The organism is Microtetraspora sp. AC03309 (assembly GCF_020826795.1).
Classification (GTDB): domain Bacteria; phylum Actinomycetota; class Actinomycetes; order Streptosporangiales; family Streptosporangiaceae; genus Microtetraspora; species Microtetraspora glauca.
This window is the reverse complement of sequence record NZ_JADDIL010000097.1, coordinates 1-14,709: the sequence shown is the minus strand read 5'-3', so window position 1 is coordinate 14,709 and position 14,709 is coordinate 1. Positions and strand designations below refer to the sequence as shown.

General features: G+C 72.7%; 10 protein-coding genes. 4 read left to right on the top strand and 6 right to left on the bottom strand.

Annotation, left to right across the window (positions count from 1 at the left end; genetic code table 11):
- Positions 1 to 12 precede the first annotated feature (12 nt).
- Complete coding sequence (locus IMZ11_RS37585; RefSeq protein ID WP_228647473.1) at positions 13 to 1,497, bottom strand: PucR family transcriptional regulator ligand-binding domain-containing protein; 1,485 nt, start codon at positions 1,495 to 1,497, stop codon at positions 13 to 15.
- A gap of 272 nt (positions 1,498 to 1,769) precedes the next feature.
- On the opposite strand from IMZ11_RS37585, the gene IMZ11_RS37580 reads away from it, so the two are divergent.
- Complete coding sequence (locus tag IMZ11_RS37580; protein WP_228647470.1) at positions 1,770 to 2,867, top strand: alcohol dehydrogenase catalytic domain-containing protein; 1,098 nt, start codon at positions 1,770 to 1,772, stop codon at positions 2,865 to 2,867.
- An 11-nt stretch (positions 2,868 to 2,878) separates the two neighbouring features.
- Complete coding sequence (locus tag IMZ11_RS37575) at positions 2,879 to 4,312, top strand: APC family permease (protein ID WP_228647468.1); 1,434 nt, start codon at positions 2,879 to 2,881, stop codon at positions 4,310 to 4,312.
- A 22-nt stretch (positions 4,313 to 4,334) separates the two neighbouring features.
- Here IMZ11_RS37575 and IMZ11_RS37570 read toward each other — a convergent pair whose 3' ends face one another.
- The 4 genes from IMZ11_RS37570 to IMZ11_RS37555 all read right to left on the bottom strand — a co-directional run bounded on the left by IMZ11_RS37570 (position 4,335) and on the right by IMZ11_RS37555 (position 10,662).
- On the bottom strand, positions 4,335 to 7,259 hold the full coding sequence (locus IMZ11_RS37570; protein ID WP_228647466.1) for a chromosome partitioning protein ParA: 2,925 nt from the start codon (positions 7,257 to 7,259) through the stop codon (positions 4,335 to 4,337).
- Between the two features lie 64 nt (positions 7,260 to 7,323).
- Positions 7,324 to 8,619 carry a hypothetical protein gene (locus tag IMZ11_RS37565; protein ID WP_228647465.1) on the bottom strand — a complete coding sequence of 432 codons (1,296 nt, stop codon included), beginning with the start codon at positions 8,617 to 8,619 and terminating at the stop codon, positions 7,324 to 7,326.
- Complete coding sequence (locus IMZ11_RS37560; RefSeq protein WP_228647462.1) at positions 8,612 to 9,919, bottom strand: hypothetical protein; 1,308 nt, start codon at positions 9,917 to 9,919, stop codon at positions 8,612 to 8,614. The genes IMZ11_RS37565 and IMZ11_RS37560 overlap by 8 nt, the downstream gene beginning before the upstream one ends.
- A gap of 59 nt (positions 9,920 to 9,978) precedes the next feature.
- Positions 9,979 to 10,662 carry a M50 family metallopeptidase gene (locus tag IMZ11_RS37555; RefSeq protein ID WP_228647460.1) on the bottom strand — a complete coding sequence of 228 codons (684 nt, stop codon included), beginning with the start codon at positions 10,660 to 10,662 and terminating at the stop codon, positions 9,979 to 9,981.
- A 160-nt stretch (positions 10,663 to 10,822) separates the two neighbouring features.
- Here IMZ11_RS37555 and IMZ11_RS37550 point away from each other — a divergent pair, with 160 nt between their 5' ends.
- The gene (locus IMZ11_RS37550) at positions 10,823 to 11,962 is read left to right on the top strand and encodes a magnesium and cobalt transport protein CorA (RefSeq protein ID WP_228647458.1); all 1,140 of its coding nucleotides are present in this window, start codon (positions 10,823 to 10,825) and stop codon (positions 11,960 to 11,962) included.
- 117 nt (positions 11,963 to 12,079) lie between these two features.
- Here IMZ11_RS37550 and IMZ11_RS37545 read toward each other — a convergent pair whose 3' ends face one another.
- On the bottom strand, positions 12,080 to 13,408 hold the full coding sequence (locus IMZ11_RS37545; RefSeq protein ID WP_228647456.1) for a hypothetical protein: 1,329 nt from the start codon (positions 13,406 to 13,408) through the stop codon (positions 12,080 to 12,082).
- 213 nt (positions 13,409 to 13,621) lie between these two features.
- On the opposite strand from IMZ11_RS37545, the gene IMZ11_RS37540 reads away from it, so the two are divergent.
- On the top strand, positions 13,622 to 14,709 hold a 1,088-nt coding region (locus tag IMZ11_RS37540), incomplete at its 3' end, for a thiamine pyrophosphate-dependent enzyme (protein WP_308066893.1).

The following is a 14,709-nucleotide window of genomic DNA, read 5'->3' as shown; positions in this document are numbered from 1 at the left end:
CCCCCTGGCCGATCAGTTCGTGTCGTCGACGTGGAGCGCCTGGAGGGCCAGCCAGGCGATCACCCGGTCCTCGGTGACGGTGACCGACAGGCCGGTCAGCTCCTCGACGCGTCCCATCCGCTGGCGGAGGGTGTGCCGGTGGATGCCGAGCTGGGAGGACGCCGCCTCCCAGTTGTTGTTCTCGCTGAGGAAGACCCGCAGCGACCGGAGCAGGATCCGGGTGGAGTCGCTCTCCAGCAGCGGCAGCAGCGGCGAGGTGAGCGCGGTGCGCGCGGCCGGGTCGAGATGCTGGAGGATCAGCCGCTGGGTCGGCAGGCTGGCGAACTCGACGACCGGCCGGGCGTCCGCGACCGCGACCTCCAGCGCCTGCTCCGCCTGACGGCGGCTGAGGAGGGACCCCGACGGCGGCTGGGCCGTGCCGACGCCGCATCGGGCCGGAACGCCCTCACGCTCGACCGCGTCGCACACCCGCGCGGTCCACCGGCCCAGTTCGTCCTCGGGCAGCAGGACCGTGACCAGCGACGACTCGGAGCTGACGAGCGGCGGGACGTCCAGCTCCGCACACCACTCCAGGACGTTCTCCTCCAGCGGCACGGCACGCGAGCGGGACCGCAGCAGCGCGACGGCGATGTTCCCGGCGAGGAGGTTCCACCGGGCCGAGACCCGCTGGATGAGCGCCGGATCGCCGGACATGAGCGCGTCCACGGCGTCGGCGCGGGCCAGTCCCCAGGTGTCGCCGCCGCTCAGCGGGTTGAGCGCCAGGTCGAGCAGGAGGGCCGCGTGCTGGGCCAGCTCCCTGGTCAGGCTGATCCGGTCCGGGCGGGGGGCCACGACCAGGTGGGCGCGGGGACGCACCGGATCGCCGACGCCGTACACGGTCAGGCCGGGATGCCGGATGCGCGAACGCTGGCCGAGCGCGGCGGCCCGTGCGTCGTCGAGGTGGACCCGCGCGGCTCCCACCGCGGCGTGCGTCTTGCCGTGCCGGTCCATCAGCACCGCCCAGCTGTCGATCCGGGCGGCGAGGGTGGCGACGATCCCCTCCGGCCCGGCGCTGCGCGCCACCCTGGTCATGCTGGAGACGCCCTCCGCGATCAACCGCGACTCCGCGGCGCCGGTGCGCAACAGGTCGCCGTTGAGCTGGTACGTGATGTCCTGGAAGGCCACGCCGCCGGGGATCTCCAGTACCGCCATGCCGTGCGCCTCGGCACCGGCCACCAGCGCCTCGGGTACGGACGGGTGCCGGACGCCGACGCCGAACCCGAGGGCGGCCACTCCGGCCTCGGCCAGTCTCCCGGCGTAGGCGGTGAGCCGCTCAGACGTGTCGGACTGGTCGAGCTGCAGGCCCAGGGTGAGCAGCATCTCACCGCCCCGCAGCCACGGAGTCGGGTCGGCCAGCTCCGAGATATGCGTCCACCGGATGGGGCGGTCCAGGCCGGTGCTCCCGGTCGGGACGCGCAACCGGAACCGTTGCGCGACGTCGCCCACTGTCTCCAGCACGGCGCACTCCTCCTCTGCTCGTCTTCCGCTGCTCGGTCTCCGCGTACGCCAGGAGTCACCGGCGGAAACGGCGGCCGGGCCGTACGCGGATCAACGCTGGGTCACCGTGACACGGGAGCGGACGCGGGGGGAAATATCGGATCGGCGTCCTCGCCGCAGGTCAATGGACATTTGGCTACGTGCGGAGAGAAAGCACGCAAACTTACCCTTAACCCCGTTCCAGTAACACCGGGTGACGGCTGTGCTGTTCCCGGCCCGAGGGAAGGGGCGGTATGCGCGCCGCGGTTTTCGAATCACCCGACAAGCCCGTCAGGGTCGAGCAGGTCGAGCTGGCTCCTCCCGGGCCCGGTGAGGTACGGGTCAAGATCGCCGCGGCCGGTGTCTGCGGATCCGACCTGCACGTACGCCGCGGAGAGTGGGACGTGCCGCTGCCGCTCGTCATGGGCCACGAGGGATCGGGTGTCGTGACCGCGCTCGGGCCGGGCGTGACCAGCCTCGCCGAAGGCGACCACGTCGTCCTCTCCTGGGTCGCGCCCTGCGGCCAGTGCCGCTACTGCCGCGCCGGGCACGAGGCCCGCTGCCAGGTCGCCGCGACCGTCGTCGCCCCCGGCGGCGTGCTCCAGGACGGCACCAGCCGGCTCAGCCGGGGCGGCGAGTCCCTCTACCACTACCTCGGCGTCTCGTCGTTCGCGGAGGAGGCCGTGGTCCCCGCGTCGGGAGCGATCAAGATCCGCGAGGACGCGCCCCTCGACACCGTGGCGCTGGTCGGCTGCGCCGTGGCCACCGGCGTCGGCGCGGTGACGAACACGGCCGCCGTCCTGCCCGGCAGCACGGTCGCGGTCATCGGCTGCGGTGGCGTGGGGCTGTCCGTCGTCCAGGGCGCCAAGCTCGCCGGCGCCGAGCGGATCATCGCGATCGACACCCGCGTGGAGAAGACCGCCCTCGCGGTGACGCTCGGCGCCACCGACCAGATCTCCGGTGCCGGGGTGGACGTGCCCGAGGCGCTCCGCGACCTCCTGCCCGACGGCGTCGACTACGCCTTCGACGCGGTGGGCCACCAGGCCACGCTGGAGTCGGCCATCCAGATCCTCGGTCTCGGCGGCGCGGCTGTCGCGGTCGGGCTCCCGCCCAAGGGGACCCTCGCCCGGTTCGACCCGCTCGTACTCGCCGAGGCCGACCAGCGGATCCTCGGCTCGAACTACGGCAGCGTGCGCCCGGCGATCGACATCCCCGCGCTGGTCGACCGCTACATGGACGGTCACCTCCAGCTCGACCAGCTCGTCAGCCGCCGTACCTCGCTCGACGAGGCCGGTCCCGCACTGGACGCCCTGGCCAGCGGCGAGGCGTTGCGCACCCTCCTGATCCCCTAAGGAAATCCCCCATGACCCAGACCAGCGTCCCCACCTCGACATCCGACCAGGGACTCCGCAGAGGGGCGATGTCGGGTGGCGAGGTCGTCGCCCAGGCCATCGCCAACATCGCCCCCAGCGCCGTCATCGCCTTCTCAGTGGCCGGCATCTTCGCCAGCGCGGGGAACGCCACATGGTTGTCGTTCGCGCTCGCCACGATCGTGATCCTCGCGGTGGGCTACTGCATCTCCCAGTTCGCCAAGCGCCGCGCCTCGGCCGGCTCCCTCTACAACTACGCCGCCCAGGGTCTCGGCCCGCTCGGCGCGTACGTCACCGGCATCACGCTGGTCATCGGCTGTTTCGGCATCGCCTCCGGTTCCCTGGGCGGAGCCGTCTACCACTTCAACGCCTTCCTGTCCTCCATCGGGCTGACGATCGAGAACACCGCGTGGAACGTCCTCCTCGCGGTGGTGATCGGCGGGCTCGCCACGCTGTTCACCGTGTGGGGCATCCGGATGTCCGCGCGGATCTCGCTGATCCTCGAGGTCATCTCGATCGCGATCATCACGATCATGCTGGTGATCGTGCTGGTCGCCGGTGGCGGCCCCGTGTTCGACGCCGACCAGTTCTCGCTCAGCGGCGTGACGCCGCACGGCATCGCAGTCGGCATGGTGCTGGCCATCCTCGGGTTCGTCGGCTTCTCCAGCTCCGACGCGCTCGGCCGTGAGGCGCGCAACCCGTTCAAGGCGATCCCCAGGGCCATCATGTGGAGCGCGGCCGGCGTCGGCCTCCTCTACATCTTCGCCGCGTACACCCAGGTCACGGGATACCGCGCGCTGGGCGACCTCGGCGCGAGCGGCAACCCGCTGGACGAGCTGGCGGTGGCCGTCGGCATGCCCGGCTGGTTCCGCCCGGTGCTCAGCCTCGGCATCACCGCGTCGTTCTTCGCCGTCGTGGTCGCGCCCATCAACGTGATCGGCCGCATCGTCTTCGTGATGGGCAAGGAGGGCGTGCTGCCCGCCTCGCTCGGCCGTACGCACCGGACCCAGCAGACCCCGCACCGGGCGATCCTGGCGATCGCGCCGCTCGCGGTGCTGCTGACCGCGTTCCTCTACGTCCTGGACGTGGACGGCATGGACATCGTCGTGTTCGTCGACACGTACGGCACGTTCGGCTACATGGTGGCCTACGCCGTCGTGGCGCTCGCCGCGCCGATCTTCCTGCGCCGCGAGGGCGTGAAGGTCCCGTTCATCTGGCCGTGCGTGGTGGTCTCGGTGGTCGGCATGGCCTACGTCTTCTATGTCAACGTCGTGCCGTGGCCCGCCTGGCCGCTGAACTTCGTGATCTGCGCGTTCCTGGTCACGTTCGCCGTGGCGCTCGGGTGGTACGGCTATCTCAAGAGGGTCAGGCCCTCGGTGGCGCAGACGATCGGCACCACCGAGACCGACTTCGCGGAAATGGCCTGACGGCCTCGTTCTCGCGACGTGGCTACGACGCGGCTCGCGGGCGGGTGACCCAGTCCGCGAGCATGCGCACCCGCTCGGCGTGCCGGTCGTGCCCCACGATGATCGGCGGCTCGTTGTACGGCATGGCGTCCGACGAGCGGCGCAGCTTCACGTACTGGCCGCAGGCGTCGATGGCGTAGGGCTCCATGTCGTCCTGCAGGGCGCCGATGACCGTGATGCCGTGCATCTCGCCGATCCTGCGGAACAGCGCGACGGCCTCCCTGCGGTGCTCCTTGCCGAGGTTGCGGCCGAGCTCGTCGAGGACCAGCGTCAGGTGGCCCCCGCCGGAGGAGGCGATCGCGGCGGCGCAGACGAGCTTGACCGCCTTCTCGTCCATGAGCGCCGTGTTGGCCCGCCGGTTGTAGGGCACGAACCCCTGACCGTCGCCCCGCCGCCACTTGGGCACCACCCGCCACGACCAGCGCTGCTCGGGATCGGCGGGGGCGGCGGGCACGGGGAAGTCCAACGTCGCGCCGTAGCCGCCGTAACCCACGTCGAGCTTCTCGAACTCCTCGGCGACCCGGGCCAGGCGGGCCCTGATCGCCTCGGTGAGCGCCGCGCGGTGCACGGCGGTGGACTGGGCCGCGTCCTCCGCTCCGCGGGTCGCCGTCTCCAGGTCACGCCTGCGCGAGGAGAGCTGGGTCTCGATCTGCCGGCGACGGTGCCGTTCGTACTCCTCCTGGCCCCGGAGGTACGAACCGAGCGCGGCGCACACCGCCGGGAACGTGGCCAGCTCCTCGGCGGTCCGGCCGCCGCGCCGCTCCTTGACCAGGAAGGCCAGCTCCTCGGGCATCTCGTCGCCCGTCTCCGCGGAGTCGCCGAAGCCGCCGCGCAGGGCCGCGTCGAGATGCCGCTCGGCGCCGCGCCACCACTCGTCGGCGGTCAGCGACTCCTCCGCCGCGAGCCAGTCGCGCGCCTCCTCGACCGGGCTGCCCCACTCCGCGGTCAGCCCTTCGATGTCGAGCGCCTGCCGTTCGGCGGCCGTCCGGTCGGCCTGCTCCCGGGCCCGGGCGCGATCCGCCTCGAACCGCGCCCGGCGGCCCTCCAACCGCTCGATCTCCATGTCGCGGGTGCGCGCCCTGAAGTCGAGGGCGCTCACGCTCTCCTCGGCGGCGTCGAGCGTGGGGGCGAGCTCGCCTGCCGCGGCGTGCAGCCCGGCCAGCAACTCCCGCTGCGTCGAAAGGCGGTCGCGGACGTCGTCCAGGCGCACCGCCGCCCGGGCGCCCTCGGCCCGCCGGGCGGACTCGTCCATCTCGGCCTCCGCCTGCCGTACCGCGGCGGAGGCCCGGTCCTGGGCGTCACGGGCCCGATGCAGCCGCTGCTCGGCGGCCTTGACGCGGGCCTCACGCCCGGTCACCGCGCTCTCGAAGGCGCCGACGACCGTGACGCCCGTGGAGCTGACCAGCACGGAACCGGGCAGCTCGGCCAGAGCGTGGGCCGCGGCGGCCAGGTCGGCGCCGTCCACGATCACGGCGTGCTCGTGCGGCCACGTCCTGCTCGCGAGAAGCCCGGCCGCGGGGCCGCCGGTGGACGCGTCCCGCGCCTGCTCGGCGGCGTCGATCGCGTCGAGCAGGCTGGCGGCGGCGACGCCGCGCCCGGCCAGGGCGGCGAGCTGCGCGGCCGCGGGTCCGTTCTCCGCGTCGTCGAGAGCCGCCCGCGCCGTCTCGGCCTCGCGGTCGGCGACGCCCAGCGACTTGAGCGCCTCGTCGACCCGGCGCCGCGCCGCGGCCGTCTCCCGCTCGGCGGCGGCGACGTCGCGCCCGTCGGCCTGCCGCCGCAACTCCTCCAGCGCGGGCATCTGGGATCTGAGCCCGTCGGCCGTGCTCTGGGCCACCGCCCGGTCGGCCTCCAGCTTGGCCGCCCGTGCCTGGATCTGGGCCAGCTCGCGCCGCGCCGAGGCCAGAGCCCGGTCGAGCGAGTCGTCCTTCAGCGTGGCGATCTCCTCGCGCAGCGCGGCGATGGCGTCCGACGCCGCCTCGGCGGCGTCCCGGCTGACGGCGAGCTCGGCGTCGAGCCGCTCGTCCCGATCCGCGGCGTCCGCGAACCGCCGGGCCAACCGGCCGCGCCAGCAGCGCAGCGCGCTCGCGAGTTGGACGCGCGCCTGGTCGCGCCGGTCGAAGGCGGCGAGCAGCGACTCGGACTCGGACTCGAACTCGCGCAGCCGGTCGGACGCCTCCGCCGCCCTGACCCGCTTGGCGTGCTCGTCGCGCCTGGCCTCCCGTTCCTGGTCGAGCTCGGCGTCGAGGCCGGTGAGCGCCGCGATCGCCTCGAAGATCCGCTCGGGGGAGATCTCGTTGAGCGGCTGGGAGAGCAGGTTCGTGGCGACCTTGCTCCGGACCGACGTGGACAGGAACGAGACGCACCGGACGCGATCGCCGTACAGGACCCGGGTGAGGTCGCGGGCCACGACGTCACGGCGGCCGGCGCTGCGCGGGAGCTGGGTCCACACCTCGTCGGACCGGGTGACCCGGTCGGCCTCCGACGCGCCCGCGGCCAGGCGCACGCTCTCGGTCCACCTGATCTCCAGGTAGGGCGCCTCGCGGTTGACCCGCAGCCACACCGTCATCGGCAGGCCGGCCGACGGCACGTCGAACACGCCGATGATGTAGCCGTGGTCGGCGCTGGCCCACTGCTGGTCGCCGTGCGCGGCCAGCTCGGCGTTGAACAGCAGCTCGGAGACGGCCTTCGCCCCGGACGCGAACCGCCACTGCTCGTCGCCGAGCAGCGCGGTGATCGCCGCGATGAACGACGACTTGCCCGCGCCGTTGGAGTCCTTCGGACCCGCGCCGGCGACCACGATCAGCGTCCCCGGCACGGTCGGCACCGGATGCGTCGACAGCCGGGAGATGTTGATCGCCTGTACGGCGACCAGTACCCGGTCTCCGACGACGTTCTCGGTCTGCGTCAAGCCGCTGCTTCCTTTCCTCGCTCGTCTTTCCCGGGCTCGTCTTTACCGGGCTCGTCTTTACCGGTCACGCTCGCCGCGACCTGATCGCGGCGGCGAGCGGCGTCTGCGGTCCGGCCGCCAGGATCAGCTCCTCCTGGAGCCGGCGGCGGGCCGCCGCCGTGAGCCGGTGGAACTGCGGGCCGGGCACGTACCCGCCGGGCGCCTCCTCCGAGACGGCCTTGACCTGGCTCAGCAGGCCCGCCTGGCGCAGCGTCCGCAGCGCCGACTCCAGCTCGCCGATCGGGAGCAGGGTGCGGCGGCGCAGCTCCTCCACCGCCACGGGGTACGACGAGAGCCAGGTGTCCTCCGGCAGCAGCCCGTCGGCCCGGGGAATGGCGACCGAGTGGACCAGCACCAGCGTGAGGACCGCACGCTCGCTCTCCGCCAGCCCGGCCTTCCCGCCGGGCCCGCCCGTGAGCCGGGCGGCCACGGCGTCGTCGTAACCGGAGGTCCACGTGTCGCGGCGCTGGATCAGGGTCCGGCCGCGCCGCGCCAGCATCTCCGCGAGCGTACGGCGCAGCGCCGGATCGCGCAGGGCGGCGAACCTCGCCTCGTGGACCGGCTCGGCCGCGTGCTCGACCGCCATGAAGGCCGCCACCAGCTCGGCGCGGCGGCGCTCGTCGTAGGCGGAGAGCAGCCCGTCGAGATCCGGGCTCGTCTCGTCGCGCGCGGCGCCGGGTGGCCGCTCGCCCGCCGGCTCGCCCGGCCCGGATTCCTCCAGGGGAAGCGTCGCCGGGGCGCCCGCCGGGCCGTCCGGAAGGCCGTCCGGAAGGCCGTCCGGAAGGCCGTCCGGATGGCCGTCCGCAGGGTGCGGGCCGGGCAGGCGGCGCACCAGCTCGCGCAGGACGGCGTGCGACTCCTGCGGCCAGGTCGCGCACCGCGGACCGAGCCGTACGACGTCGCCGGACCTGAGGATCCAGCCGGTGTCGGCCAGGCGGCGCAGCGCGCCCAGCGCCCAGCTGCGCGTCATGTCGTCGCCCCGCCCGGTCAGCGCGCGGTAGCAGGCCAGCACGTCGGAGATCTCGGCGGGCACGCCGGGCCACGGCTCGGCGGACAGGTCCGTCCAGCACACCCGCAGGCACGCCGCGAGCACGCGCCGCGTCTCTCCGGAGCGTTCCACCGGGACGGGGGCCACGCCGTACTCGTCGAGGACCGACGGGGTCGCGCCGTCCGGCCAGGCGGGCAGCGCGACCACGGTCTCGTCGCCGTGGGAGAGCCGTACGAAGCCGGGAGGCGCGGGCTCGGCGAGCCGCAGCGCGAGCGGCCCGTGCGCGCGGGCCCGCGCGTGCTCCGGCGCGGCGGTGGGCTCGGGCTCAGCCATCGGTCGTCACCCTTTCGAGCGTGCCGTCGGACGACCAGCTCGGATGGCCGGCGGGATCGGCGCGTAGGCCGTCGGACCAGCGCAGCCGGTAGGGCAGCTCCGGGCGCAGGTCCGCGGACGCCAGGTCGGCGAGCACGCGGCGCATGGACGCCCAGTCGCCGGTCAGCACCTCCTCCAGCGGCACCGCGGTACGGCCGGCGAGCGCGGACTCCGCCACCGCGGCGAGCCGGTCGAGGCCGGCCACGCCGTCGCCCGCCGACTCCACCGGGCCGGAGTCCGGAAGCGGCGAGCGCGGGGGAGCGGGCCTGACCGGAGCCGGGCGCGGGGCCTCGTCCACCGCCGTGGCGATGGCGGCGGGGTCGTGCCACGGCGCGGGCGCGTCGAACACGAAGCCGTCGAGCACGGCCGCCAGCCGCTCCTTCGGCGCGGTCTGGGCGAAGGTGCGCCACGTCTCGGCGGGCAGCAGCGTCAGGTTGCGGGTCGTCCCCGCGGAGTCGGCGAGCCGCCCGGCGGCGCGGCGCGAGGCGTCGCTGTAGGCGTAGATCGCGGCACGCAGCTCGGTGCAGGTGCGGTCGAGGGCGGGCCACCTGCGCAGGATCGTGCCGTGCAGGCTCTGCGCGCGCCGCGCGATCTCCTCGGTGCCCCAGAGCTTGGGCGCCTGCTCGCGCAGCTCCTCGATCGTGCCGTTGGTCAGGGTGATCAGTTCGAGGGCCCACAGCCGGAAGGCGCGGGCCAGGTTCCCCGCCGACTGGCGGGCCTCCTCCATGGTGGTGCGCGGGTCGGCGACGTTGAGATCCTCGAGGGCGAGCAGCCGGTGCATCTCGGACTGGCCGCCGTCGTCCATCATCCGCCGGATGAACATCAGCCCCACGACGCTGGTGAACGACGCCCGGTATCGGAGCTGATTGGGCTTGGGGAAGACCTCGCGGATCGCGCCGAGACCTCTCAGCACGCGCAGCCGGTTCTCGAACCGGTCGGTGGGGTGGGCACGGCAGGCGTACCGCATCTGCTCGTGCGTGAGCCACTCCTCACCGGCCTCGGCGAACGCGTCGAACAGCGTCTCGGCGATGTCGACCAGCGCGGGGTCGTCCACGACGGCGCCGCTGTCGCGGGCGAGCGCGGCGAACATCCGCCGGTATGTCGCGAGCACGGCCTCGTCGGTGAGCGCGGCGTCCAGCGTCTCGGGCAACGCCTGCGGCCGGGCGTCCGGGCGCGGCTCCCGCTGGGAGGCATGCCGGGGATCACGCTGCTGGTCGCGCGGCGACGCGGATCGTCTCTCCCGTGAGGTCTGCTGAGGCACGCGCTATACCGTACGGCTTGGCGGCGACAATCCCGGCCATGATCCGCCCGGTCGGGGGTTCAGCCGGAGCCGAAGGCCGCGGGCAGGACGGCGGGGAGATCGACGAGCAGCCAGCCTCCTGCGGCCAGCGCGGCGGCCGACACCAGCAGGAAGAGCGCGACCCAGAACGTGCCCGGGATCCGGGTCAGCCTGGCCAGCTGGTCGGCGTCGGAGTCGGGCGCCCGCCCGCGCCGCCGCTTGCGCTGCAGCTCGACGATCGGCCGCACGCCGCCCAGCAGGAGGAACCAGACCGCGGCGTACGCCACGACCGCCTGGACCTCCGGCTTCGTGAACCACGAGACCGCGAAGACGGCCCCGCCCGTGGCGAGCAGCGAGATCACCCCGAACGCGTTCCTGATCATCAGGAGCATGCAGGCGAGCAGCGCGAGCACGCCCCAGAGCAGGAGCGTGATGTATCCGGCCGCGGTGAGCCAGGCCGCGCCGAACCCCAGCAGCGACGGGGCGACGTAACCGGCGCCCGCTGTGACGATCATGCCGAGGCCGCGCGGGTTGCCCCTGGTCAGCGTCACTCCCGAGGTGTCGGAGTGCAGCCGGATGCCATGGAGCCTGCGCCTGGTCAGCACGGCCGCGAGCGCGTGCCCACCCTCGTGCGCGATGGTGATCAGGCCGCGCGACACGTGCCATGAGGGGGGATAGGAGACGACGGCGAGCGCCGCGAACCCGGCGAGGACGATCAGCCACATCGGCGGTGCGTCCTGCGTCGCGATCAGCTGGTTCCAGAGTGCTTTCAGGGGGTCACCTCCGGGAGACAGCGTAAAGCCAGGGAGATCCACGCGGCGTAAGCGCGATCCGGGCGCGGGCGATCCGGGGCGGGGCGCTGTGAAAAGGTTCTACGGTCTATGTGTGGCTGAGCGTCGAATGCGTGGTTTGCGGGGACTGGTCCGGGCGAAGCGGGAGCCCGCCCCCGAGCACTCCATGGATCCGCGGTCGGGAGAGATCGCCACCGCGGAGTGGCCGGCGCGGGGCAGCGTCGTCGACAACGCCGTCTACGTCGACGGCAAGCGGGTCGACTCGCCGGTGTCGCTGGCCGACGCGATCGCCTCGCTGCGGTCCAGGCCCGGAGCGATGGCCTGGATAGGGCTCTACCGTCCGGGCGAGGAGGAGCTGACCGCCGCCGCGGAGGAGTTCGGGCTGCACACCCTCGCGGTCGAGGACGCCATCGTCGCCCACCAGCGGCCGAAGGCGGACCGCTACGACGACACGCTCTTCGTCGTGCTCCGCGCCGCGCAGTACCTCGACAAGGCGGAGAAGGTCGCCTTCGGCGAGCTGCACGTCTTCGTCGGCCCCGGATTCGTCCTCACCGTACGGCACAGCGAGGCGCCCGACCTGTCGAGGGTGCGCGCCCGGATGGAGTCCGACCCCGACCTGCTCAGGCAGGGGCCGCAGGCCGTGCTGTACGCGATCCTCGACGCGGTGGTGGACGGCTACGCGCCCGTCGTCGCGGGGCTGCAGAACGACATCGACGAGATCGAGGTGCAGGTCTTCGGTGGCGACCCGGCGGCGCCCCGGCGCATCTACGCGCTGTCCCGCGAGGTGATCGAGTTCCAGCGGGCGACCACGCCGCTGGTCGCCATGCTCGACGGCTTCATCGCCGGCGCCCCCAAGTACGGCGTGGACGAGGAGCTCCAGCGTTACCTGCGCGACGTCGCCGACCACGTCATCACGGTCACCGAGCGCGTCGCCGGGTTCCGGCAGATGCTCCAGGACATCCTCATCGTCAACTCGACCCTGGTCAGCCAGGCCCAGAACGAGGAGATGACCAAGCTCACCGCGGCCAGCATCGCCCAGGGCGACGAGGTGAAGAAGATCTCCGCGTGGGCGGCCATCCTGTTCGCGCCCACGCTGGTCGGCACGATCTACGGCATGAACTTCGACCACATGCCGGAGCTGCACTGGGTGTTCGGCTATCCGTTCGCGGTGAGTCTCATGGCGCTGGTCTGCGGCACCCTCTACCTGGTCTTCAAGCGCCGCGACTGGCTCTGAGCCGGTTCTTGTGGCCGTGATGGTCGCCGCGAAGACCGGCTGACGGGTGACAGGCGGACGGCCCGGGGCGTCACCGCCCCGGGCCGTCGTGTCATCCCGTATCCCAAGCGCCGGAGGTCAGCGCTTGACCCGGACCCAGTCCCTGGCGCTGGAGGAGCCGTCGGCCTCGTCGTTGCCGGCGAAGACGACCTTCCAGTACCCGGACTTCGACGCCTTGGTCTTGGTCCAGAACTTGCCGGACCCGTTGGTCCAGGTGCTCTTCACGTACTTCCAGGAGCCGTACTTCGTCTTGAACCAGACGGTGACCTTCTGGTGGCCGTATCCGGTCCAGCCGCCGTCCCACGCCTGGAGCTTGCCCTTGAAGGCGAGGTACTTGCCGTACTTCACCGGCTCGGGATAGGCGTTGAACGAGATCACGCGGGTGTCCAGCGACGCCGGGGGCTCCGGCTGCGGCCGGACCACGTCCACGTGGTCGTCCGCGTGCGAGCCGCCCAGACCCTTGCCGCCGGCGTACTCCGCGCGCCACCAGCCCGAGGCGTTCGCGGTGACGTCGGCGGCGAACCGGCCGTCACGGCCGGTCCAGGCCGAGGTGACGTACTGCCACGAGTAGGCGCCGTCCGCCTTGAACAGCAGGTTCACCTTGGCGCCCCTGATCGGGTCCCAGATGCTCCAGGAGCCCGCCTCGACCGTGCCGCGCAGGCGCAGCGTGCCGCCCGCGTTCACCGGCTCGGGGGAGGCGTCGAACGACAGGCGGGAGGCCCGCGCCCGTTCCCGGACGTCGACCCGGTCGCTGTCGCTGACCGATCCCTCGGTCTCGGCGGAGCCGGCGTACTCGGCCCGCCACCAGCCCGACCTGTCCACCCGCTGGTCGACGCGGAACCGGCCGCGGGAGTCGGTCGTGACGGTCCTGATCTGGCTGTAGGAGCCGCCGACCGGCTTGAACGCGATCTGGACGGCCTGCTTGTCGTAGGCCTTCCAGCTTCCGCCCTCCTTGTACGTCAGGGCGCCGCTCAGCCAGACCTTGCCGCCGCGGTCGACGACGTCGGGGGTGGCGGAGAAGTCCAGGTCCGTGATCCAGTGGACCGAGAACCCCTTGCTCGACTCGGACGACGCGCCGTCCTTGGTGGCCGTGGCCACCAGCTTCCAGGCGCCCGGCTCGTCGCTGAACTTGAACGTGTAGCTCGCGGTGTAGTTCGGTCCGCCGCTCACGGTCAGGGGGACGCTCTTGCCGAGGGGGTCGACGAGCCTGGCCGTGCCCGCGCCCTCCCCGGCGCTGAATCCGAACGTCGCCGTCTTCCCCGCGCCGTCGTTCACGACGACGGGATCGGGGGACGCCTGGAGTGCGGTGGGTGCCGCCGGAGCCGCGGTCGCGCCGGCCGGCGCGGCGACGAGCGCCACACCACCCAGCGCCAACGCCACGGCGACGGCACTGATGCGTTTCAACATCTCGGGTGATCCATCCTTCCCCGGTGGGTTGAACGCGGCTTTGAGGGTGCCACGTCTTCCTTTACCAGTAGACGGTCAAACCCTGTGGATGGTTGAGTAACCAGTGCGAGTCGTTATGGATTGGTGTCGTTCGGGGGATTCCCGACAACAAGACGTCAACATAGTCATCACTGTTGCGGACGGCGCGGGTGTCCTGGCGACATAATCGGCCTTGTGGCCCGCGACACTGTTGAGACGCATTTCATCGAGGCTGTGGGCGCCCTGAGCGCCGGACCTTCCCAGGACCCCGCCCTTCCCGTACGGCCCGGCACGACGTTGACGGGCAGACGCTGCAGGGAGCTGTTCGAGATCCAGCTCGGCAGCCGTCTCCTGGACGTCGCCGCCCGCGTGCTGCGGGAGCGGAACGAGGGCTTCTACACGATCGGCTCGTCGGGGCACGAGGGGAACGCCGCCGTCGCCGCGGCGCTGCGCCCCTCCGACCCGGCGCTGCTGCACTACCGCTCGGGCGCCTTCTATCTCGAACGCTCCGCCCAGGCGGGCCGGCTGGCGGAGGAGGGCCTGCGCGACGTGCTCCTCGGGCTGAGCGCCTCGACGGAGGAGCCCATCGCCGGAGGCAGGCACAAGGTCTTCGGCCATCCGGACCTCGCGGTGATCCCCCAGACGTCCACGATCGCGAGCCACCTGCCCCGGGCCGTCGGCGTCGGCTTCGCGATCGACCGCGCGCGTGCCCTCGGCGCGCCGTCACCCTGGCCGCAGGACGCGATCGCCGTCTGCAGCTTCGGCGACGCCACGGTCAACCACGCGTCGGCGTTGAGCGGGCTCAACACGGCGGCCTACGGCGCGTTCCGGGGGCTCCAGCTCCCCGTGCTGTTCGTCTGCGAGGACAACGGCCTCGGGATCAGCGTGCGGACCCCGCCCGGCTGGGTCGAGGCCGCGAGGCACCCCCTGCTGGCGTACTTCCGGGCCGACGGATGCGACCTCGCCGACATCCACGACGTCGCCCGCGCCGCCGCCGAACACGTGCGGTCCACCCGCGCCCCCGCGTTCCTGCACATGAGCACGGTCCGGCTGATGGGGCACGCCGGCTCCGACGTCGAGATCGCCTACCGCACCCGCAAGGAGATCGCCGCCGACCTGGAGCGCGACCCCCTCGTCGGTACGGCGCGGCTGCTCGTGGAGGGCGGCCTCGCCGAGCCGGACGAACTGGTCGCGCGCTACGAGGCGGAGCGCGAGCACGTGCTCAAGCTGGCGATGGAGTGCACGCGGCGGCCCCGCCTCACCTCGGCGCACGAGGTGATGGC